Annotated in this window: 17 protein-coding genes and 1 tRNA gene; 10 read left to right on the plus strand and 8 right to left on the minus strand. The window is 65.6% G+C overall.

The window, feature by feature from the left end; all coding sequences use genetic code 11:
- The first annotated feature begins 69 nt into the window (after positions 1-69).
- Together prpF and prpD are read left to right on the plus strand one after the other, a co-directional pair.
- Entirely contained in the window at positions 70-1,260 is a 1,191-nt protein-coding gene (gene prpF, locus ACYUME_RS09320) for a 2-methylaconitate cis-trans isomerase PrpF (RefSeq protein ID WP_460418652.1), read from the plus strand.
- A 70-nt stretch (positions 1,261-1,330) separates the two neighbouring features.
- Positions 1,331-2,815: a 2-methylcitrate dehydratase gene (gene prpD, locus ACYUME_RS09325; protein WP_460418653.1), complete on the plus strand. Its 1,485-nt coding sequence runs from the start codon at positions 1,331-1,333 to the stop codon at positions 2,813-2,815.
- A gap of 196 nt (positions 2,816-3,011) precedes the next feature.
- On the opposite strand, the gene acnB is transcribed toward prpD, so the two are convergent.
- Entirely contained in the window at positions 3,012-5,621 is a 2,610-nt protein-coding gene (gene acnB / locus ACYUME_RS09330; RefSeq protein ID WP_279888876.1) for a bifunctional aconitate hydratase 2/2-methylisocitrate dehydratase, read from the minus strand.
- A gap of 409 nt (positions 5,622-6,030) precedes the next feature.
- Here acnB and ACYUME_RS09335 point away from each other — a divergent pair, with 409 nt between their 5' ends.
- Positions 6,031-6,498 (plus strand): DUF1289 domain-containing protein, encoded by a 468-nt coding sequence (locus ACYUME_RS09335; RefSeq protein ID WP_279911485.1) that lies wholly within the window; start codon positions 6,031-6,033, stop codon positions 6,496-6,498.
- Between the two features lie 84 nt (positions 6,499-6,582).
- On the opposite strand, the gene queD is transcribed toward ACYUME_RS09335, so the two are convergent.
- Positions 6,583-6,939 carry a 6-carboxytetrahydropterin synthase QueD gene (queD, locus tag ACYUME_RS09340; protein WP_023630589.1) on the minus strand — a complete coding sequence of 119 codons (357 nt, stop codon included), beginning with the start codon at positions 6,937-6,939 and terminating at the stop codon, positions 6,583-6,585.
- A gap of 53 nt (positions 6,940-6,992) precedes the next feature.
- A complete protein-coding gene (locus tag ACYUME_RS09345; protein WP_279880375.1) occupies positions 6,993-8,072 on the minus strand; it encodes a patatin-like phospholipase family protein in 1,080 nt (359 codons plus the stop codon).
- Positions 8,073-8,381: 309 nt separating this feature from the next.
- Here ACYUME_RS09345 and ACYUME_RS09350 point away from each other — a divergent pair, with 309 nt between their 5' ends.
- The 5 genes from ACYUME_RS09350 (at position 8,382) to ACYUME_RS09370 (ending at position 12,454) form a co-directional block, all read left to right on the plus strand.
- Complete coding sequence (locus ACYUME_RS09350) at positions 8,382-8,687, plus strand: PepSY domain-containing protein (protein ID WP_279880377.1); 306 nt, start codon at positions 8,382-8,384, stop codon at positions 8,685-8,687.
- Entirely contained in the window at positions 8,687-9,001 is a 315-nt protein-coding gene (locus ACYUME_RS09355) for a PepSY domain-containing protein (RefSeq protein ID WP_279880379.1), read from the plus strand. Before ACYUME_RS09350 ends, ACYUME_RS09355 begins: the two co-directional genes overlap by 1 nt.
- Positions 9,002-9,670, plus strand: a complete 669-nt coding sequence (locus tag ACYUME_RS09360) for a response regulator transcription factor (RefSeq protein WP_460418654.1) — start codon at positions 9,002-9,004, stop codon at positions 9,668-9,670. It abuts the gene before it with no gap.
- On the plus strand, positions 9,667-10,986 hold the full coding sequence (locus ACYUME_RS09365; protein ID WP_460418655.1) for a sensor histidine kinase: 1,320 nt from the start codon (positions 9,667-9,669) through the stop codon (positions 10,984-10,986). Before ACYUME_RS09360 ends, ACYUME_RS09365 begins: the two co-directional genes overlap by 4 nt.
- A gap of 310 nt (positions 10,987-11,296) precedes the next feature.
- Positions 11,297-12,454: an HPP family protein gene (locus tag ACYUME_RS09370; RefSeq protein WP_279880385.1), complete on the plus strand. Its 1,158-nt coding sequence runs from the start codon at positions 11,297-11,299 to the stop codon at positions 12,452-12,454.
- Here ACYUME_RS09370 and ACYUME_RS09375 read toward each other — a convergent pair.
- Together ACYUME_RS09375 and ACYUME_RS09380 are read right to left on the minus strand one after the other, a co-directional pair.
- Entirely contained in the window at positions 12,428-13,294 is an 867-nt protein-coding gene (locus ACYUME_RS09375; protein WP_460418656.1) for a LysR family transcriptional regulator, read from the minus strand. The genes ACYUME_RS09370 and ACYUME_RS09375 overlap by 27 nt on opposite strands.
- A 122-nt stretch (positions 13,295-13,416) precedes the next feature.
- A complete protein-coding gene (locus tag ACYUME_RS09380) occupies positions 13,417-14,706 on the minus strand; it encodes a leucine-rich repeat-containing protein kinase family protein (protein ID WP_460418657.1) in 1,290 nt (429 codons plus the stop codon).
- 153 nt (positions 14,707-14,859) lie between these two features.
- Between ACYUME_RS09380 and ACYUME_RS09385 the strand changes: the two genes are divergently transcribed.
- Complete coding sequence (locus tag ACYUME_RS09385; protein WP_460418658.1) at positions 14,860-16,749, plus strand: propionyl-CoA synthetase; 1,890 nt, start codon at positions 14,860-14,862, stop codon at positions 16,747-16,749.
- A gap of 187 nt (positions 16,750-16,936) precedes the next feature.
- Here ACYUME_RS09385 and zapE read toward each other — a convergent pair whose 3' ends face one another.
- A complete protein-coding gene (gene zapE / locus ACYUME_RS09390; RefSeq protein ID WP_279880394.1) occupies positions 16,937-18,028 on the minus strand; it encodes a cell division protein ZapE in 1,092 nt (363 codons plus the stop codon).
- A 104-nt stretch (positions 18,029-18,132) separates the two neighbouring features.
- Positions 18,133-18,375: a hypothetical protein gene (locus ACYUME_RS09395; RefSeq protein ID WP_279880396.1), complete on the minus strand. Its 243-nt coding sequence runs from the start codon at positions 18,373-18,375 to the stop codon at positions 18,133-18,135.
- A 309-nt stretch (positions 18,376-18,684) separates the two neighbouring features.
- On the opposite strand from ACYUME_RS09395, the gene ACYUME_RS09400 reads away from it, so the two are divergent.
- Positions 18,685-18,759, plus strand: a tRNA-Gln gene (locus ACYUME_RS09400).
- 54 nt (positions 18,760-18,813) lie between these two features.
- Here the strand turns inward: ACYUME_RS09400 and ACYUME_RS09405 are convergent.
- Entirely contained in the window at positions 18,814-21,198 is a 2,385-nt protein-coding gene (locus ACYUME_RS09405) for a response regulator (RefSeq protein WP_460419321.1), read from the minus strand.
- Position 21,199 lies beyond the last annotated feature (1 nt).

Consider the following 21,199-nt stretch of genomic DNA (forward strand, 5'->3'; position numbering starts at 1 on the left):
GTGTCGCGAAAGGGCTGCAAAGCAGCCCCAGGGATTTTCGCCGAAACGAAAAGATCAGGAAAAACTGCAATGGCCCATGTACCTCAAGTAAGAATCCCCGCCACCTATATTCGTGGCGGCACCAGCAAAGGCGTGTTCTTCCGCCTCCAGGACCTGCCCGAGCGCGCCCAGGTCCCGGGCCCGGCCCGCGACGCCCTGCTGCTGCGGGTGATCGGCAGCCCCGACCCGTACGGCAAGCAGATCGACGGCATGGGCGGCGCGACGTCCAGCACCAGCAAGACGGTGATCCTGTCGAAGAGCCTCAAGGCCGACCACGACGTCGACTACCTGTTCGGCCAGGTGTCGATCGACAAGGCTTTCGTCGACTGGAGCGGCAACTGCGGCAACCTGTCCGCCGCGGTCGGCTCGTTCGCCATCGGCGGCGGGCTGGTCGATGCCAGCCGCATTCCGCGCAATGGCATCGCCACCGTGCGGATCTGGCAGGCCAATATCGGCAAGACCATCATCGCCCATGTGCCGGTCACCGAAGGCGAGGTGCAGGAAACCGGTGATTTCGAGCTCGACGGCGTGACCTTTCCGGCCGCCGAGGTACAGCTGGAGTTCCTCGATCCGGCCGCCGACGAGGACGGTGACGGCGGGGCGATGTTCCCCACCGGCAATCTGGTCGACGACCTCGAGGTGCCGGGTGTCGGCACGTTCAAGGCGACTCTGATCAATGCCGGCATCCCGACCATCTTCGTCAATGCCGCCGATATCGGCTATACCGGTACCGAGCTGCAGGACGCGATCAACGGCGATGCTGCGGCATTGCAGCGTTTCGAGACCCTCCGCGCCCATGGCGCGGTACGCATGGGGCTGATCGAGCACATCGACCAGGCCGCCGGGCGCCAGCACACGCCGAAGGTGGCGTTCGTCGCGGCGCCAACCGGCTATACCTCCTCCAGTGGCAAGGTTGTCGCCGCCGAGGACGTTGACCTGCTGGTGCGCGCGCTGTCGATGGGCAAGCTGCACCACGCGATGATGGGCACCGCGGCGGTCGCCATCGGCACCGCTGCGGCGATCCCGGGAACGCTGGTCAACCTCGCCGCCGGTGGCGGGGAGCGCAGTGCCGTGCGTTTCGGCCATCCGTCCGGCACGCTGCGGGTCGGGGCCGAGGCGCGTCAGGTGGACGGGCAGTGGACCGTGACCAAGGCAATCATGAGCCGAAGCGCTCGGGTGCTGATGGAGGGCTGGGTGCGCGTGCCCGGCGATGGTTTCTAAGGCATCTAGCGTTCGGCTTTCGTTGGTTGGGGCTGCAGAGCAGCCCCGGCAATCCAGAAGGGAGCTGTATATGAGCGCAAACGTAGACCTCAACACCCGCCCCGACTACGACCAGGTCCTGCAGACCCTCGCCGACTATGTGCTCGGCTACCGCGTCGATTCCCCCGAAGCCCTGAACACCGCCCGCCATTGCCTGATGGACACCCTGGGCTGTGGCCTGCTGGCCCTGCGCTTCCCCGAATGCACCAAGCACCTCGGCCCGCTGGTCGAGGGCACCATCGTTCCACATGGCGCCCGCGTGCCTGGCACCAGCTACCGCCTCGACCCGGTCAAGGCCGCCTGGGACATCGGCTGCATCGTCCGCTGGCTGGACTACAACGACACCTGGTTGGCGGCGGAGTGGGGCCACCCCTCGGACAACCTCGGCGGCATCCTGGCGGTCACCGACCACCTGTCGCAGAAGCGCGTGGCCAATGGCGAGGCGCCTCTGGTCATGCGCGAGGTGCTCGATGCCATGGTCATGGCCCACGAGATCCAGGGCGTGCTGGCGCTGGAGAACTCCTTTAACCGGGTTGGCCTGGACCATGTGCTACTGGTCAAGGTCGCTTCCACGGCGGTCTGCGCCAGGCTCATGGGCGCCAATCGCGAGCAGCTGCTGTCGGCGCTGTCCCATGCCTTCGTCGATGGCCAGGCCCTGCGCACCTACCGTCATGCGCCCAACGCCGGGTCGCGCAAGTCGTGGGCGGCGGGGGATGCCTCCAGTCGAGGCGTGCGCCTGGCCGATATCGCCCTGCGTGGCGAGATGGGTGTGCCCGGTGCGCTCACGGCCAGGCAGTGGGGGTTCTACCATGTGTCGTTCAGCCATACCAACAAGGACCTGGCGCTCAAGCCAGAAGGTCAGCGTGAATTGCGCCTGCCGCAGCCATTGGGCAGCTACGTGATGGAGAACGTGCTGTTCAAGATCAGTTTCCCTGCCGAATTCCATGCCCAGACCGCCTGCGAGGCTGCGGTGATTCTGCACCCGCAGGTGCGCAATCGCCTGCATGAGATCGACCGTATTCTCATCACTACCCACGAGTCAGCGATTCGCATTATTTCCAAGGAAGGCCCCCTGGCCAACGCTGCCGACCGCGACCACTGTCTGCAGTACATGACCGCCGTGCCGCTGATCTTCGGTGACCTGGTGGCCGAGCACTACGAGGATGCCTTCCATGCCGCGCACCCGAGCATCGACCGCCTGCGCGAGAAGATGGTGATCGTCGAGGAGCCGCGCTTCAGTCGCGAGTACCTGGAGGCCGACAAGCGCTCCATCGCCAATGGCGTGCAGGTGTTCTTCAAGGATGGCTCGCACACGCCGCAAGTGGTGGTGGAGTACCCGATCGGGCATCGACGGCGGCGGGAGGAGGGGATGCCGTTGCTTGAGGCCAAGTTCCGCGAGAACCTGGCGACGCGGTTCGCGCGGCAGCGCTGCGAGCAAATCTTCGAACTGTGCAGGGATCAGCAGGCGCTTGAGCAGATGGCGGTGCACCGCTTTGTTGAATTGTTCGTGATCTGAGCTGGCCTGTACCGGCCTCTTCGCGGCTAAAGCCGCTCCCACAGGAAACCCGAAATCTTCAAGACTACGACGGACCTGTGGGAGCGGCTTTAGCCGCGAAGAGGCCAGCAAGGCCAACACAAGCGGCACAAAAAAGCCCCGGCATTTCTGCCAGGGCTTCTTCTTGCAGCTTGCAGCTTACAACTTGCCGCTCAGCTTACGCCTGAACCACCGGGATCTTGGCGTTGGCCGCCGCTTCGCGGAACTCGGCGATCTGGTCGAAGCTCAGGTAGCGGTAGACGTCGGCAGCCATGCTGTCGATGTCTTTCGCGTACTGCATGTACTCCTCGACGGTCGGCAGCTTGCCGATGATCGAAGCGACCGCGGCCAGCTCGGCCGAGGCCAGGTACACGTTGGTGGCGTCGCCCAGACGGTTCGGGAAGTTACGGGTCGAGGTGGAGACCACGGTCGAACCGGTCTGCACACGTGCCTGGTTACCCATGCACAGCGAGCAGCCTGGCATTTCCATGCGCGCGCCGGCCTTGCCGTAGATGCCGTAGTAGCCTTCCTCGGTCAGCTGGTGGGCGTCCATCTTGGTTGGCGGGGCCAGCCACAGACGGGTCGGGATACCGCCCTTGACCTTGTCCAGCAGCTTGCCGGCGGCGCGGAAGTGACCGATGTTGGTCATGCACGAACCGATGAACACTTCATCGATCTTCTCGCCCTGTACCGAGGACAGCAGGCGGGCATCGTCCGGGTCGTTCGGCGCGCAGAGCACAGGCTCCTTGACGTCGGCCAGGTCGATCTCGATGATCTCGGCGTATTCGGCATCGGCGTCGGCCGACAGCAGCTCAGGCTTGGCCAGCCAGGCTTCCATGGCCTGGGCACGGCGCTCCAGGGTGCGGGCATCGCCGTAGCCTTCGCCGATCATCCAGCGCAGCAGGGTGATGTTGGACTGCAGGTATTCGGCGATGGCCTTCTCCGGCAGCTTGATGGTGCAACCGGCGGCGGAGCGTTCGGCCGAGGCGTCGGACAGCTCGAAGGCTTGCTCGACGGTCAGGTCGTTGAGGCCTTCGATCTCCAGGATGCGGCCGGAGAAGGCGTTCTTCTTGCCTTTCTTCTCGACGGTCAGCAGGCCCTTCTGGATGGCGTAGTAAGGGATCGCATGCACCAGGTCACGCAGGGTGATGCCAGGCTGCAGCTTGCCCTTGAAGCGCACCAGGATCGACTCTGGCATGTCCAGCGGCATGACGCCGGTGGCGGCGGCGAAGGCCACCAGGCCGGAACCGGCCGGGAACGAGATGCCGATCGGGAAACGGGTGTGCGAGTCGCCACCGGTGCCGACGGTGTCAGGCATCAGCATGCGGTTCAGCCAGCTGTGGATGATGCCGTCGCCTGGACGCAGCGACACGCCGCCACGGGTGCGGATGAAGTCTGGCAGGGTGTGGTGGGTGGTGACGTCGATCGGCTTCGGATAAGCGGCGGTGTGGCAGAACGACTGCATCACCAGGTCGGCGGAGAAGCCCAGGCACGCCAGGTCTTTCAGCTCGTCGCGGGTCATCGGGCCAGTGGTGTCCTGGGAACCGACGGTGGTCATCTTCGGTTCGCAGTAGGCACCTGGGCGCACGCCCTGGCCTTCCGGCAGACCGCAGGCGCGACCGACCATCTTCTGCGCCAGGGTGAAGCCCTTGGTCGAAGCGGCAGGCTGCTCGGGTTTCTTGAACAGGTCCGATGGGGCCTGGCCCAATTCGGCGCGGGCTTTCTCGGTCAGGCCACGGCCGACGATCAGCGGGATACGGCCGCCAGCGCGGACTTCGTCCAGCAGTACTTCGGTTTTCAGCTCGAAGTTGGTGACCAGTTCGTCGCTGCCGTGACGGCGCACTTCACCTTTGAACGGGTAGACGTCGATGACGTCGCCCATGGCCAGGTTGGTGCAGTCGAATTCGATCGGCAGGGCGCCGGCGTCTTCCATGGTGTTGTAGAAGATCGGGGCGATCTTGGTGCCGAAGCAGAAACCACCGGCGCGCTTGTTCGGCACGTACGGGATGTCGTCGCCGAAGAACCACAGCACCGAGTTGGTGGCGGATTTGCGCGAGGAACCGGTACCGACCACGTCACCGACGTAGGCGACCGGGAAGCCTTTGGCTTTCACGGCTTCGATCTGGGCCAGCGGGCCGACCGAACCTGGCTGCGAAGGCTCGATGCCGTCGCGGGCCATCTTCAGCATGGCCAGGGCGTGCAGCGGGATGTCAGGGCGCGACCAGGCGTCCGGGGCAGGGGACAGGTCGTCGGTGTTGGTTTCGCCAGGCACCTTGAACACGGTCAGGGTGTACTTGTCGGCGATCGCCGGACGGCTGGTGAACCACTCGCCGGCAGCCCAGGATTCCAGCACGGCCTTGGCGTGGGCGTTGCCGGCCTTGGCTTTTTCGGCCACGTCGTGGAAGGCATCGAACATCAGCAGGGTGTGCTTGAGCTGTTCGGCCGCGACGGCGCCCAGTTCGGCGTCGTCCAGCAGCGCGACCAGCGTCTCGATGTTGTAGCCGCCCTGCATGGTGCCCAGCAGCTCGGTGGCGTGCTTGCGGTCGATCAGCGGGGACTTGGCTTCGCCCTTGGCGATGGCGGAGAGGAAGGCGGCCTTGACGTAGGCGGCCTCGTCGACTCCTGGCGGAACGCGGTTGGTGATCAGGTCTACGAGGAAGGCTTCTTCGCCGGCCGGCGGGTTTTTCAGCAGCTCGACCAGGCCTGCGGTTTGTTCGGCGTTCAGCGGCTGGGGCACGATACCCAGAGCGGCACGCTCTTCGATGTGTTTGCGGTAGGCTTCAAGCACAGTTATTACCCTCATCAGTGGTCCCTAAAGGGAGTCCGGGACGCTCATCCAGCATTCCCATGCACCCATGCGCTAAGGACGGCTTTTTGAGCCGGCAAGCCAGGGTCGCAGAGAATCCTTACAGAAGCTGCTTTCAAAGTTTTACGCCTGTAGAACGGAAGGCTGATGAGGGGTTGGCCATGGCCATGCGCGCTTGCATGGACAGGGCCAACGCCGTTCTACCGGATGAACTGTGCTCGTGACGCTTTGAAAACAGCTTCCAACGGACATTGTTGCCTTGAAAAGGCGGAGTGATTCTACGGCAAAAATAAGCCGAAGGTAAGGCGGCGTAGATGACTTTAACGGGTGACCCTGGTTAGACAAAGGGCTAACATGAACCCGTGTTCCACCGCCAAGCCGTTGTTTCTACATGTCCAACCAATCCATCAAGACTCCTTGCGTCGGCCTGTGCTCCACGGTCTACGGCGACCTGGTGTGCCGCGGCTGCAAGCGCTTTCACCACGAAGTGATCCACTGGAACGGCTACGACGACGAGCAGAAGCGCGCGGTCTGGCTGCGCCTGGAGCAACTGCTGGTGCAGGTGATGATGGCCAAGCTGGAAGTGTTCGACAAAGAGCTGCTGCGCCAGCAGCTGGAGCAGCGTTCGATCCGCTTTGTCGTGCAGCAGTCGGAGTATTGCTGGGCGTATCAGCTGATCGCCCGCGGAGCGCGGATGATCCGTGACCTGGAGGCGTACGGGATGGCGCTGTTGCCGGAGTTCCGTGACTGGGACTTGCCGCAGCTGCGCGATGCCATCGACCGCGAGTTCTTCTTGCTGTCCGAGGCGCATTACCAGCGCTACATCGCTCCGAGCTTCTTGCGCGACGCCATGCAGTAAGGCTGCCGGCCTCATCGCGGGGCAAGCCCGCTCCCACGCTAAATCGGCGTGGGAGCGGGCTTGCCCCGCGATGAGGCCCTGCGATCAGTCGCCGGTGTATTCGCACCCGCTGGTGCAGGTCTCATGGATGCGCACCTTCGACAGCTCCGGCAGCAACGGCTTGACCTGGTCCCAGATCCACTTGGCGATCACCTCGCTGGTGGGGTTTTCCAGGCCTGGAATATCGTTCAGATAATTGTGGTCCAGTTGCTCGTAGATCGGCTTGAAGATCGCCTTGATCTCGGAGAAGTCGCGGATCCAGCCAGTGTGCGGATCGAGCGGGCCGGTCAGGTGCAGGGCGACCTTGAACGAGTGACCATGCAGGCGGCCGCACTTGTGGCCGGCAGGGACGTTGGGCAGGCGGTGAGCCGATTCGAAGGTAAATTCCTTAAAGATTTCCACGCTGGCATAACTCTGTGTGAATCGATGATGCGCGCAGTCTACCAGCATGCCCGCTACAAGGCTTGCAACCGATCCTGCAACCGCCCGGTGGCGATCAGCTCCAGCAGTTCGTCGCCCAGACGCTGGCTTTCGGCGATGGCCTTGTACCAGTAGCGCCTGCGGCCCGGCGCATCGCCCATGAAGCGCTTGAAGTCCTTGCGCCCCGGCAGCTTGCCGTAGGGCAGGGCGGCCAGGTACTGCGGCGATGGCGTTATCAGCAGCACGTTCTGCAGGCGCCTGGCGTCACCCTTGCGCCAGGGCAGGGCCTTGTCGAACCAGCCCGGCACCACCTTGTCGGTGAAGTGCGGGTAGAGCACCAGGTCGTCGCCCTGGTAGGGCAGGTCCAGGTGGTAGTCGAGCAGGCCACCGTCGCGGTAAGTGCCCGCGCCCGCGCCGGGGATGTCGCGCACGCCCTCCATGATCATCGGGATGGAGCCCGAGGCGAGCAGGGCGTACCGCAGGTTGGCCAGGTCCAGCGGCAGGCAGCGCGAGGGGAAGTCGGTCAGGGCATCCAGCGGCGGCGCGCTGCGGCGGTCATGCAGGATGATTCGTTCGAAATGCCGGGCAAGGCGCGAGCGCCCGAGCAGGTTGCTGGCGATCACCGCCGACAGGCCCACGCCCAGCCGGCCGCGGTGGTCGTGGGCGAGTTGGCCGTGACTTTTCACCACCAGGATGTTCAGGCGGTAATGCGGGTTGGCGAGGATCTGCTCGTCACGGCCTTGCAGCAGGTCGTCGAGCATGCGCTGGCAGCTCTGGCTGATCTGCTTAGGGGTCACGCCCCTGGCGAAATCCTGCTCGGTGTACAGCTCGCCCAGGCGTCGGATGCCGGCGACCGGGTCGTCGAGGCAGGCGCTGGCGAAGCGCCAGGAGCCGATCGAGGCGCCGACAAGGGCGCGTTGGCGCGGCGCCGTCGGCAACCACTCACCGAACAGCGCCAGGTCCAGGCCCTGGATGCCCAGTGGCTTGGGTCCGCCAGCGGCGCCCGGCAGCACCCCGACATCGGCGGCCCGCAGGCCGCGCTCGCGGATCTGCCGCAGGGCGCGTTGGCCGGCCTTGAAGGTCAGGGCGGGGTACTTGATGTGGATGGCGCTCATGGCGGGGTCTCGGGTGGGGCAGGCGGGCAGTATAGAGTGTATCGCTGGGCTGGACGTACACCCCCCCCTGTAGGAGCGGCCTTGTGTCGCGAAAGGGCTGCGCAGCAGCCCCAGGATGTCAGCGTTCATGCAAAGATCGCTGGGGCCGCTTTGCGGCCCTTTCGCGACACAAGGCCGCTCCTACAAGGGACTGCGCATGGGCACCAAGAGCTGCGCTATCATGCGGCCAGCTGTTTTCAGGTTGAGTTAAGGACCGGTGGTTAATCTTAACCCCGTAGACAAATTACCCATCTCGCTGGAGAGAACCTCATGAAAACTTTGACTGCCCTTGTTACTGCCGCCGCCCTGACGTTTGGCGCCAGCGTTGCCCTGGCCGATGTGCCTGCTCACGAGATCAGTGGCCTGGAAAAGGCAGGTACCGTTCAGCCGCTGCAAAAAATCGCAGACATCGCCAAGGCCAAGCACCCAGGCGCCACCATCACCGATTCCGAGCTGGAAAACACCTATGGCCGCTATGTGCTCAAGGTCGAGCTGCGTGATGCGCAGAACGTCGAATGGGACGTGGACGTTGATGCCAAGACCGGTGAAGTGCTGCGGGACGTCCGGGACAACTGATGAGCGATCTACCGCGAACGACGCGCTATCTTGCTTTCGCACTGATGACCGTCTGCTCGCTGGCCGCCGCGCGCGACCTGGATCAGGATGAGGCCCTCGAGCTTCGGCAAAAGGGCATCATCCTGCCGCTGGAGCAACTGCTCGAGTCCGCCCTGGGGCGTTACCCCGGGGCGCGGCTGCTGGAAGCAGAGCTGGAAGAGAAACACGAGCGCTACGAGTACGAGGTCGAGCTGCTGACCCCGGCCGGCGTGGTGCGCGAGATCAAGCTCGATGCCCGCACCGGCGCGTTGCTCAAAGACGAGGAAGACGACTGAATGCGCCTGTTGCTTGTCGAGGACAATGTCCCCCTGGCCGACGAACTGACCGTCACCCTGCAACGCCAGGGCTACGCCGTGGACTGGCTGGCCGATGGCCGCGACGCGGTCTACCAGGGCCAGAGCGAACCGTATGACCTGATCGTTCTCGACCTCGGCCTGCCCGGCCTGCCCGGGCTCGAGGTGCTGGCGCAATGGCGTGCGGCCGCCCTGGCCACCCCGGTGCTGATCCTCACTGCCCGCGGCTCATGGGCCGAGCGCATCGAGGGACTGAAGGCCGGTGCCGACGATTACCTGAGCAAGCCTTTTCACCCCGAGGAGCTGCAGTTGCGCATCCAGGCCTTGTTGCGCCGTGCCAAGGGCCTGGCCAACCAGCCGAAGCTGGAGGCCGCCGGCCTGCACCTGGATGAATCGCGTCAGTGCGTGAGCCGCGAAGGTGCCGACATCCAGCTGACCGCCGCGGAGTTTCGCCTGTTGCGTTACTTCATGCTGCACCCCGGGCAGGTGTTGTCCAAGAGCCACCTGGCCGAGCACCTGTATGACGGCGAGACCGAGCGTGATTCCAATGTGCTCGAAGTGCATGTCAATCACTTGCGTCGCAAGCTTGGGCGCAGCGTGATCGAGACGCGCCGTGGCCAGGGTTACGTCTACGCCGGGAGCGTTGCGTGAAATCGATCCAGGCGCGCCTGAGCCTGGGCCTGGTGGCGGTGCTGGTGGTGGTGGGCCTGGCGCTGGCGCAGCTCACCCTCTGGCTGTTCGAGTCCGGCCTGCAACGCTACCTGGAAAACGGCCTGCGCAAGGAAAGCGAAAACCTGCTGGTGGCCATCGTGCGCGGGCCATCGGGTCTGCAGCTGGACGAGCGGCGACTGTCGGCGGCCTACCAGCAGCCGTTCTCGGGTTATTACTTTCGCATCGACTTCGACCAGGGGACGTGGCGATCGCGTTCGCTGTGGGACCTGGACATGCCCAAGCCGGGCAAGACCGGCCTGGACGATGGCCACGAACTGGGGCCCGAGGGCCAGCAACTGCTGGCCTATCGTGGTGACTACCGGCGCCTGGGCCAGGACATCTCCATCAGCGTGGCCCAGGACTATTCGCCCGTACGCGAGGGCTTCCGGCGCATGCAGCAGATCGGTATCGGCCTGGGCCTGGTGGCGCTGGTGCTGGTGCTGGTGCTGCAGCGCATCATCGTGACCCGCTCGCTGCGCCCGTTGGAGCGGGCGCGTCGGCAGATCGCCCAGTTGCAGCAGGGCCAGCGTTCGCAGCTGGATGCCGAGGTGCCCAGCGAGCTGCAGCCGCTGGTGGATCAGATCAACCACCTGCTGGCCCATACCGAGGACAGCCTGCGGCGTTCGCGCACCGCCCTGGGCAACCTCGGCCATGCCTTGAAGACACCGCTGGCGGTGCTGCTCAGCCTGGCCGCTGGCGAACGCTTGCAAGCGCTGCCCGAGGTGCGGGCGCAAATGCGCGAGCAACTGGAGCAGATCCAGCAGCGCCTGGCCCGAGAGCTCAACCGCGCGCGGCTGGCCGGCGATGCGTTGCCGGGCGCGCAGTTCGACTGCGATGCCGAGTTGCCGGGCTTGTTGTCGACCCTCGGCATGATCCATGGCGAAGGGCTGTTGCTCGAGCGCGATGTGCCGTCGGGGCTGTTGTTGCCGTGGGATCGCGAGGACCTGCTGGAGTTGCTCGGCAACCTGCTGGACAACGCCTGCAAGTGGGCCGACAGCGAGGTGCGCCTGGGTATCGCGCCGACCACCGAGGGTTACCGGCTGTGGGTGGACGATGATGGTCCGGGCATCCCCGAGACACAACGCCTGCAGGTGCTCGAGCGCGGTTCGCGGCTGGACGAGCAGGTCGATGGGCATGGCCTGGGGCTGGGCATCGTGCGCGATATCGTCGAGGCCTGGGGCGGGCGGATCGCGCTGCTGGAAAGCCCGCAGGGCGGGTTGCGGGTCAGTATCGAACTGCCGCGCAAGGGGCGTTGATCCGGGTGCGCAATCCCTTGTAGGAGCGGCCTTGCCGAGGCGTCGGACCGGTCGGAAAGGCCGCTCCTACAGGATTGCGCATGCCCTGAAGAGAAGCGGATCAACCCTGCAAAAAAATTGCAGTACAGCCGCAGTTTTTTGAATTGGCCCACCGCCACTCACGCCCGGCACAATCCCTGCCCACGAAACCCTGCGGTTTCCATCTCTCCATGGACGGAGCCCCTTGCGCCATTGCATTGCGCAACACAGGGCCCAGGCCGGTCGCGCTGGGCTTTCTTTTTCCGCACAAGAACACGATCCGAATACCTCGATGTCTGCCTCGCGTCCCGAAAGTCGTTTGCAGCGCCTGCTCCCGGCGCCCCTGAACATCCCCCCCAAGGAATGGCTGCGTGCAGGTGTCGGCGCGCTGCTGGGCCTGTTCCTCGCCGGCTACCTGTGCAGCCTGGCCTATGGTCCATCCATCGCCCTGCACCTGCTGGGCCCGCTGGCGGCCTCGGCGGTGCTGGTGTTCGCCGTGCACTCCGGGCCTCTGGCACAGCCCTGGCCGGTGCTGGGCAGCTACGCGCTGGCCGGCGCCGTGGGCCTTGCCATGCGCCACGGCTTTGGCGATGGTCTTTGGGTAGCGGCGGCGGCGCTGGGGCTCGCGATCCTGGTGATGTGCCTGCTGCGCTGTCTGCATCCGCCCGGTGGCGGCGTGGCGGTGAGTGCGGTGCTGGCCGATCCGGGCCTGGTGGCGATGGGCGACCACCTGCTCGAACCGATAATGCTCAATGCGCTGATCCTGGTGGGCGTGGCGCTGCTGTACAACCGCCTGACCGGCGTGCGCTACCCCAAGGGCGCGGTGCCGCGCAAGGACCTGCAGCATACCCACGACCCGCTGCCGGGTGAGCGGGTCGGCATTCGTGGCGAGGATCTGGATCAGGCCCTGGAGGAGATCGGCGAGTTCGTCGACGTCACCCGCGACGAGCTGGAGCGCATCATCCTGGCCACCGAGCAGCATGCCCTGCAACGCAGCCTGGGCGGCATCACCGCGCGCTCGGTGATGTCCCGCGACGTGCAGGCCGCCACCCCAGGCACCACGCTGGAGCAGGCGTGGAAAATGCTTGCAAGCCATCACTTGAAGACCTTGCCCGTACTGGACAATGGCCGCCTGGTCGGTATCGTCAGCCTCAGCGACCTGGTCGGTCCGGCCATGGCCCGCGGGCGTCCTGGCTGGCGCGGGCTGTTCCGTCGGCGGAGCGTGATCCTGGAGCAGGTGATGAGCCGCCGCGTGGTCAGCGTCGGCAGCGAATACCCACTGGAGCGCTTGCTGCCGCTGCTCAGCGAGCAGGGCCTGCACTGCCTGCCGGTGCTCGACGGTGACAGCCTGGTGGGGGTGATCACCCAGACTGACCTGATCGCCGGGCTCAGGCGGCATCTGCTCAATGCCGCCGCGCAGGTTTCAGATCAGCGGGTCCCAGCGCTGTGACCAGTCGCTCTCGCCGGCCGCGACCAGCCGGCGCAGCACCGTGAAGGCCTGCTGCAGGGCCTCGCTGTCGCGCTTGCGGGCATAGACCAGATAGGTCGGGTAGGTGAACTCCGGCGCCTGCGGCACGCGCTCGAACGTCCCGCGCTGCAAATAGGTCTGTACCACCCGGGTACGGAAGTAGCCGCTGCCGCCCTGGTCGAGGATGAATTGCAACGCCAGCGGGCCAAGGTTGAAGCTCAGCGCCGGGCGCGACAGGTCGGGCAGGGCGGCATCGTGCTGGCGACGGAACGCTTCGCCCCAGTCGATGTAGACATAGGGTTCAGGCACGTCCACCCGACGCACGCGAATCAGTTTTTCTTCCATCAGTTGTTCGACTTGCAACCCTGGGCCATAGGTGGGCTGGTACACCAGCGCGGCGTCGAGCAGGCCCATCTCGACCTTGCGCAGCAGCGACTCGCCATCGCTGACTTCGCTGCGGATGGCGTGGCTGGGCAGCTCGCGGTGCAGGGCGCTGACCCAGTCGAGCATCATTGGGTTGCCCAGGCTCACTTCGCCGCCCACGTGCAGTACCTGCTGGCAGCCTTGCGGCAGCGGCAGGTCGCGGCGAGCCGCCTCCCAGGTCTGCACCAGCTGATTGGCGTAGACGACGAACGCCTCGCCGTCGCTGGTCAAGCTGGCGCCGCTGCGATTGCGCACGAACAGCTGGCAACCCAGCTGCTGCTCCAGGCGCTGGACCCGGGCAGTGATGGCCGTCTGCGATACGAACAGGCGCTCGGCGGCGGCGACCAGGCTGCCGCAACGCACGATTTCCAGAAAGGTTCGGGCCTGATCGATGTCCATGGGGCGGCTCTGTGACGGAGGAGGTGGCCTATTCTAGAGGCTTTGCACCGAAGTGGGGCAATGGCTGCCAGGCACCGCGAAGCGTGCTTCGCGGCTAAACCCGCCGGTACAGACGAGCGAACTCAATCGGTCAGTTGCATCGCCAGCTCGTTGAAGGCTGGACGTGCCAGCACATCGGCTTGCTGGCAGCGCTCGGCCATTTGCCGCAGTGCGCTGTCCGGTTCTTCGCAGCACCCCAGCAACTCCTCGACGAGAATGCCGAAGGCTCGTACTTCCAGGCGTTCAAGTGCTGCTGCCTGGGCACTGCCGTTGCCTGGGTGGAACGAGGCGGCGCCGAAGTCGCCCAGCAGGCACTGACCGTCGTCGTCGAACAGGATGTTGTGGGCATACAGGTCGCCATGGCTCAGGCCGCGAGCATGCAGGTGCGCGCAGACCGAGGCGATGCCGGCGACCAGGCGTCGCACACTGGCCAGGTTCAGTCGGCGTGCCTCGGGATAGCGGTCGCGGGTGCAGCTGTCGAGGCTCGGCGGGCCGGCCAGGTTCGACCAGTGCGTATCGATCAGTTGCATCACCAGTGCCGGCAAGCGTTGCGGGTGATCGTCGATGCGCCCGGCCAGGCGCACCAGTCGCGGATGATCGCCGGCGGCGATGCAGGCGCTCATTTCCGCCAGCGGCGAGCCATCGCTGGTGATGGCGCCCTTGTACAGCTTGACCGCCACCGGTGCGTCCTGGCCGCGCAGGTGGGCACGGTGGATCAGCCCGGAGGCGCCGCGGCCGAGTTCTTCTTCAAGCTCGATGTCCTGCCAGCGCAGCGTGGGGCAGTGCGCATCGTTGGCCGGGGCGACGAAGCCAGGTGGCAGCGGGTTGCCGGCGTAGGCCAGCCAGGCCAGGCGCGGCATGCGCAGCAGCCAGTCGGGCAGGGCCGCCAGGCGATTGCTGGCGATGCGCAGCAGTTCCAGGCGTTCGCAGCGGGCGAGGCTCTCGGGCAGGCTGTCGAGGCGGTTGCCGGCGAGCATCAGCTTCTGCAGGTGCGGGCAGTCCCCCAACGCCTCGGGCAGTCGCGCCAGTGCGTTGTCGGTGAGTACCAGCGAGCGCAACGAAGGAGGCAGGGCCTGGGCGTCGACCCGGGTAATGCGGTTGCTCTTGAAACCCACGGTTTCCAGCGCCTGGCAACGGCCAATGGCGTGGGGCAGGTGGGTGAAGCGGTTTTCCGAGCAGAACAGTACCTTGAGCCGGGTCAGGCGGTGCAGGTCGTCGGGCAGATCGCTCAGGGCGTTGCCGGTCAGGTTGAGGACCTCGAGGCTGTCGGCCAGGTCGAAGATCTCCCGAGGGAAATCCGTCAGTCCCTGGCAGAGGTTCAGGCGGGTGATGCCGCGCAGGCGGCCGGCGCGCAGGTCGTCGAGGGTATGCATGGGGCTGTTCTGTCCGTGGGGGCGGTCATTGTAAGCGCTCGGCCAGGGCAAATCTGCATATGGGTTGCGACTTAAGTCCGATGGCGGTTGCGCGACCCCGGTCCATACTCGGTGTTCGCCCTTCAATAACAACAAGTACCGGGTTGCGAACCAATGACCTATCAGCACAGCTACGCCCATTCCATCAGCGATCCCGCCGCTTTCTGGCAGGCCCAGGCCGACCAGCTGGCCTGGCAGCGCAAGCCTTCCCTGACCCTGCAGCAGAACACCGACGGCACCCACCGTTGGTTCGCCGATGGTCGCCTCAACAGCTGCGATCTGGCCCTCGACCACCAGATCGAGCAGGGCCGCGGCGAACAGCTGGCGCTGATCTACGATTCGCCCGTGACCGGCGCGCAGCAGACCTTCACCTACCACCAACTGCGTGACGAGGTGGCGCGCCTGGCCGGGCTGCTGCGTTCGCTGGGCGTGGGCAAGGGCGACGGGGTGATCATCTACATGCCGATGGTGCCCCAGGCGGCCATGGCCATGCTCGCCTGCGCCCGCATCGGCGCGGTGCATTCGGTGGTGTTCGGCGGCTTTGCCGCCAACGAGCTGGCCCTGCGCATCGACGATGCCCGGCCGGCACTGCTGCTCACGGCCTCGTGCGGGCTGGAGTTCGACCGGGTGATCGAATACAAGCCCCTGGTCGATCGCGCCCTGCAGCTGGCCCGCCATCAGCCACGGCATGTACTGGTGCTGCAACGCCCGCAGGCGCGCGCCGAGCTGCAGGCCGGGCGCGACCTGGACTGGCAGCAGGCGCTGATCGGCGCCGAGCCGGTGGCACCGGTGGAGCTGGACGCGGGTGATCCGCTGTACATCATGTACACCTCCGGCACCACCGGCAAACCCAAGGGGATCGTGCGCGAGAATGGCGGCAACGCGGTCGCCCTGTGCTATGCCATGCGCCATGTCTACGGCATGCAGGCGGGTGATGTGTGGTGGGGGATTTCCGACGTGGGCTGGGTGGTCGGCCATTCGCTGATCGTCTATGGGCCGCTGATGAGCGGCTGTACCACGGTGTTCTACGAGGGCAAGCCGATCCGCACCCCGGATGCCTCGGCCTACTGGCGGGTGGTGGAGCAGTACAAGGTCAACGGCTTGTTCTGCGCGCCCACTGCCATGCGCGCGATCCGCAAGGAGGATCCGGAAGGCGAGCTGATCCGCCGCCATGACCTCGGCTCGCTGCGCCAGCTGTTCCTGGCCGGAGAGAAGCTTGATTCGAGCACCCATGAATGGCTCGAGCGGGTCAGCGGCAAGCCGGTGCACGACCACTGGTGGCAGACCGAGACCGGCTGGCCGGTGACCGCGCCATGCGTGGGCCTGGAGGGCAGCGCGGCGCGTCCGGGATCGAGCAATCGCGCGGTGCCGGGTTACCACGTGCAGGTGCTGGACGACGACGGAAAACCCCTGGGGCCGAACCAGCAGGGCGCGATCGTCATCGCCCTGCCGCTGCCGCCTGGTTGCAGCCAGACGCTCTGGGGCGATCACCAGCGTTACCTGCAGGCCTACCTGCACAGTCATCCGGGCTACTACCACACGGGCGATGGCGGCTATCTGGACGACGATGGCTTCGTCTACATCATGGGGCGCACCGATGATGTGATCAATGTCTCCGGCCATCGCCTGTCCACCGGTGAGATGGAGGACCTGGTGGCGCGCCATCCGGCCGTGGCGGAGTGCGCGGTGATCGGCGTGCATGACGAGATCAAGGGCCAGGTGCCGCTGGCGCTGGTGGTGCTCAAGGACGGCCAGGGCATCGGCGAGGCGCAGCTGCAGGGCGAGCTGGTGGCCAGCGTACGCGAACAGATTGGCGCCCTGGCCTGCTTCAACCGGGTGCGGTTGGTCAAGCGCCTGCCCAAGACCCGCTCGGGCAAGATCCTGCGGGCGGTGCTGCGCAAGATCGCCGATGGGCAGGACTATGTGCCGCCGTCGACCCTGGACGACCCGGCGGTGCTGGGGGAAATGGAGGCGGTGTTGGCGGACCTGCCACGGGCGGGCTGAAATTGCCCCCAGGCAAACGACGTGGTGCCTGGCAGCGGCTGCGCCGGTGTTCGCGGGCAAGTCGCATCGGCGCACCGCCGCTCCCACAGGGTGACGCGTCAGTTTGAAAAGGTTGAGCAAGACCGTTGCTCCCTCAGGCCTCAAGCCATGCGCTGATGCTGTGCTTTATCGTGGCGTCGAGGATGGCCTACAGGTCGGCGAGCGACTGGCCTGGCCCGACCTGATGCAGCTGCCCCAGCCGGCTGCGCGTGCGCATCAGGTCGGCGATGGCACCACCCAGGCTCTGCGCCAGTGGTCGTCGCCCCAGTAGCACCAGCTCCCGATCCTGGTCGTACAGCACATCGATCAGGTTGGCGAAGCGCTGCTGCGCCGCCAGCGAACATTCGGCCAGGTCGTCCAGGCCGTCGATGACCCAGCGCTCGTAGCGCTCGGCCAGCACCAGGTAGTCGATCACCGCGGTGGCCTGCTCGCACAGGTCCTGGAACGCGAACATCACCTGGCGTCCATCGCAGGCCAGGACGCGCAATGGGCGCTGGTTGATCTCCAGCATGACCGGGTCTGGCGAGGGCAGCGCGAGGGCCTGGCGCTGTGCCTGTTCGCCCGGCCAGATGTAATGCCCGCGAGTGAAACGCTGGCGTTCGCGGTTGCTCGGCAGGCTGCGAAAATCGGTGTCGCCGCCCACCTCGAGCACTTTCATGCGGCTGTTGATCAGGCGGATCACCGGCAGGAAGCGTTCGTGGTACAGCGGGTTGGGCAGCAGGCTCTCGGGCGCGTAGTTGGACGTCACCAGCAGCATCACGCCACGCGCGAACAGGGCGTCGAACAGCCGGGTCAGCAGCATGGCATCGCCGATGTCGTGGACGTGGAACTCGTCGAAGCACAGCACCCGGCAGTCGCCGAGCAATTGCTCGAGCGTGGTGCCCAAAGCATCGTCCAGCGAGCGATGGCGATGCATGCCCTGGTGCAGGCGGGCGAAGAAATCATGGAAATGCAGGCGGCGCTTGCTCGGCGTGGGCACGGCGTCGAAGAACACGTCGAGCAGCCAGCTCTTGCCGCGCCCCACCGCCCCGTGCAAGTAAAGGCTGTTCGCCCGGTCGTCGGCGAGCGCCTCCAGCTGTGCGGCCATGTGTTCGATCACCCGCCGCTGGCCGTCGCTCAAGGTGTAGCCGCGCTCGTCGGCCTGGCCCTGGAAGTGCTCCATCAAGGCACTGGCCGCGAGCGCGTCGGGGCGTCGACGCTGACCCAGGTGGCGCAGGGGCGCGGGGATCCAGCTGGACAAGGGCATGCTCCTTGGGTCGGAATTTGGCAGGCAGCAGCTTGCGCGAGGACAGCCCTTGCGAGCAATCGAGAATGTGCCAGGCACTGATCGTGAAATGCGATAGGTCAGCCCTGGTGCTCCAGTTGGCGTTCGATCATGTACTTGATCGCCAGGCGCCGCTCCTTCAGGTGGCGCAGGTCGTCATCGACGAAGTTGCCCGCCGAGATGGACTCGGCGGCCAGCACCTGGTTGTCGATGTCCATGTATTCGTCGAGCAGACGGTCGAGCTGCCGGTCCTGCTGGCGGCGTTGCTGGACGATCTCGCGTGGGTAGTGCAGGTCCTGGTAGAGGTCGTGGGAAACTGGCATGGCGTCCTCCTTGTTGATGCGCAGATGGGGTCTATCTGATTGGAAGGGTGGATCGCGATTGTGTTGAAACAGGGCGCGGGAAATTAGACGAGTGGCTGCCCGTGTGGGAACGGGCTAGCCCGCGAAAAGGCTGGTGAAATCGGCTCGAATTCAGGCAGGTACAACTAACCTGCTGTTTTTCTGCGATTTTTTTTAAAAAAAACTTCCCACTTCGAAAAAAGCTTGTTAAAGTGCGCGCCATTCCTGCACAGCGTCACATGCAGCGAATGGTCAGATACGCGGTGGTCAGCCACCCGGCATATCCGATACAGGGGCGTCGCCAAGCGGTAAGGCAGCAGGTTTTGATCCTGCCATGCGTTGGTTCGAATCCAGCCGCCCCTGCCATTTTCCAGCACTACCTTCTCACAAATCGCCGACCGGCGATTTTTTCGTTTCTGCCTACCTGTTTTCCAGTGCCTCGGCCAGCGCCCGAGCCAATGCCTGCTCGCTTACCGGCTTCTGGATCACCGAACAGCCAGGCAGCTCCAGCCCTTGCAACTGCGCGTAGCCGGTGAGGAACACCACGGGCAGGCCCGGAAAGCGCTCGCGAGCCGCCATGGCCAACTGGGCGCCATTGAACTCGGGCATGGCGAAGTCGGTGAGCAAGACTTCCACGTGCTCGTCGAGCAAGGCCAGTGCCTGTTCGCCGTTGTGCGCCTGGCGCACCCGGTAGCCATGACGGTGCAGGACATCGCCAATCATCTCCCGTACCAGGTGGTCGTCATCCACCAGCAGCACCTGACGGTCCTTGGCCTGCCGTGACAGCACGACGGGCTTGTCCGGCTCGGCGGGTATCCGCGACGCTGGCTGGCGCACGGCGGGCAGGTAAACGCTGACCTGAGTGCCGCGACCGGGCGCGGTATCGATGCGCACACCGCCACCGGATTGCTTGGCGAAGCCGAACACCTGGGCCAGGCCCAGGCCCGAGCCCTTGCCGATGTCCTTGGTGGTGAAGAACGGCTCGAAGACCTTGGCCACCACCTCATCGCTCATGCCGCAGCCGGTATCGCGAATCGACAGCACCACGTACTCGCCAGGTTCCGGGTCTTCCGGGCGGCGAGGACGGCTGCTGACTCGGCCGTTGCGGGTGGCCAGGGTCAGCTGGCCGCCCTTGGGCATCGCATCACGGGCATTGATCGCCAGGTTGAGGATGATCATTTCGGTCTGGGTCGGGTCGGTGAGCGCCTGCCAGAGTTGCTCATCCAGATCCAGCCGTACCGCGATGCTGCCGCCCAGGGTGCGGCGCAGCAGTTCCTCCAGCCCGCAGAGGGTGCGGTTCAGATCCAGGGCCACCGGTTCGAGCCGTTGCTTGCGTGAAAATGCCAGCAGCTGCGCGGTCAGCTTGGCGCCACGCTCGCCGGCTTCGCGGATGTACTGGAGGCGGGTGTGGGCCTTGTCCAGCGAGCCCTTGTCGAGGTCGCGCTGGAGGAAGCTGGCGCCGGTGAGAATCACCGTGAGCAGGTTGTTGAAGTCGTGCGCCACGCCCGCGGTCAGCTGGCCGACCGCTTCCAGGCGCTGCATCTGTTGCAGGGTGGCTTCGATGCGTTCGCGCTCGGCAATCTGCTCGCGCAGGCGTTCGTTGGCTTCGGCCAGGTCGAGCGCCGCCTCGCGTTCACTGGTGATGTCGCGGGCGACCACGTACAGCAGGTTGTCGTCCGGAACCACGGCCCAGGACAGCCAGCGCTGCTGCCCGCTGGCGTGCAGGATGCGGCCGACGAAGCGGGCACTGCTGCGCCCCTGCGACAAGGCGGCGAGCTCGGCGAGCAGCGCCTCTTGGTCTGTCTCGGGCAGCAGCTTGAGCAGCGAGGTCTGGCCCAGTTGTTCCCGGGTGAAGCCCAGGCTGGCTTGCCACGCGGGGTTCAGCGTGACGGGTGTCAGGTCCTTGTTCAATACCGCCAGCAAGTCGTGGGACAGCTCCCAGGCCCGATCTCGCTCGCGGGTGCGTCGCTCGATCCGTTCGCCGAGCATCTCGTTGAGTTGCTCCAGGGCGCGTGTGGCCTGTCGTTGCTGGTGGATGTCCTGCAGCACGCCGGCAAAGCGCACGCAACGACCGTCGACGAACTGGGTCTGGCCGCTGGAGAGCAGCCAGCGCGGTTCCAGGCCGTCGGGCTGGGCGATGCGAAATTCGACGCGGTACAGCCCATCGCTGTCCGGGCGCATGGCCTGCTCGACGGCCTCGCGCACCCTTGCCAGATCGTCGGGATAGATGCCGGCGTAGAACACCTCCAGGCTCATCTCGGTATCGACAGGGATACCGAACAGGGTCTTGCAGCGGTCGTCCCACAACATCTGGCCCTGCTGCGGGCGAAAGTCCCAGCTGCCCATGCCGGCCGCATCGATGGCGATACGGGCGCGGGCCTCGACATCGGCCAGTGCCTCTTCGGCACGTCGTCGGCGCTGGCGCTCCTGCACTTCGGTCAAGGCCCGGCGCACGGCCTTGGGCAACAGGGGCAGGTTCTTCTTCAGCACGTAGTCGGTGGCGCCGAGGCGAATCATCTCCACCGCATGCTCCTCGCCGTAGATGCCGGAGAGGAAGATGAACGGCACGTCGGGTGCCAGGCGCCGGACGATGGCCAGCACCTGGCTGCCGGACGAGCCGGGCAGCACGCAGTCGCACAGGACCAGGTCGTAGCTGGCCTCGCCCAGGGCATGCTCGACGCCGATGTGATCGAACACCAGGCGCGACTGGATCTGCAGTCCGCTGCGCTCCAGGCGCAGCAGGGTCAGTTCGGCGTCCATCGAGCTGTCTTCGACCAGCAGCAGCCGCAGTGGCGCGTCGTGCATC

The sequence above is a fragment of the Pseudomonas sp. microsymbiont 2 genome, assembly GCF_054788395.1.

Bases quoted from the DNA above. Each gene is read 5' to 3' on its own strand.
- ACYUME_RS09355 (WP_279880379.1), top strand. From the start codon at position 8,687: ATGAGCGATCTACCGCGAACGACGCGCTATCTTGCTTTCGCACTGATG.
- ACYUME_RS09360 (WP_460418654.1), top strand. From the start codon at position 9,002: ATGCGCCTGTTGCTTGTCGAGGACAATGTCCCCCTGGCCGACGAACTG.
- ACYUME_RS09350 (WP_279880377.1), top strand. From the start codon at position 8,382: ATGAAAACTTTGACTGCCCTTGTTACTGCCGCCGCCCTGACGTTTGGC.
- ACYUME_RS09385 (WP_460418658.1), top strand. From the start codon at position 14,860: ATGACCTATCAGCACAGCTACGCCCATTCCATCAGCGATCCCGCCGCT.
- ACYUME_RS09380 (WP_460418657.1), bottom strand. From the start codon at position 14,706: ATGCATACCCTCGACGACCTGCGCGCCGGCCGCCTGCGCGGCATCACC.
- ACYUME_RS09375 (WP_460418656.1), bottom strand. From the start codon at position 13,294: ATGGACATCGATCAGGCCCGAACCTTTCTGGAAATCGTGCGTTGCGGC.
- ACYUME_RS09395 (WP_279880396.1), bottom strand. From the start codon at position 18,375: ATGCCAGTTTCCCACGACCTCTACCAGGACCTGCACTACCCACGCGAG.
- ACYUME_RS09335 (WP_279911485.1), top strand. From the start codon at position 6,031: ATGTCCAACCAATCCATCAAGACTCCTTGCGTCGGCCTGTGCTCCACG.
- ACYUME_RS09345 (WP_279880375.1), bottom strand. From the start codon at position 8,072: ATGAGCGCCATCCACATCAAGTACCCCGCCCTGACCTTCAAGGCCGGC.
- prpF (WP_460418652.1), top strand. From the start codon at position 70: ATGGCCCATGTACCTCAAGTAAGAATCCCCGCCACCTATATTCGTGGC.
- prpD (WP_460418653.1), top strand. From the start codon at position 1,331: ATGAGCGCAAACGTAGACCTCAACACCCGCCCCGACTACGACCAGGTC.
- ACYUME_RS09370 (WP_279880385.1), top strand. From the start codon at position 11,297: ATGTCTGCCTCGCGTCCCGAAAGTCGTTTGCAGCGCCTGCTCCCGGCG.
- ACYUME_RS09405 (WP_460419321.1), bottom strand. From the start codon at position 21,198: ATGCACGACGCGCCACTGCGGCTGCTGCTGGTCGAAGACAGCTCGATG.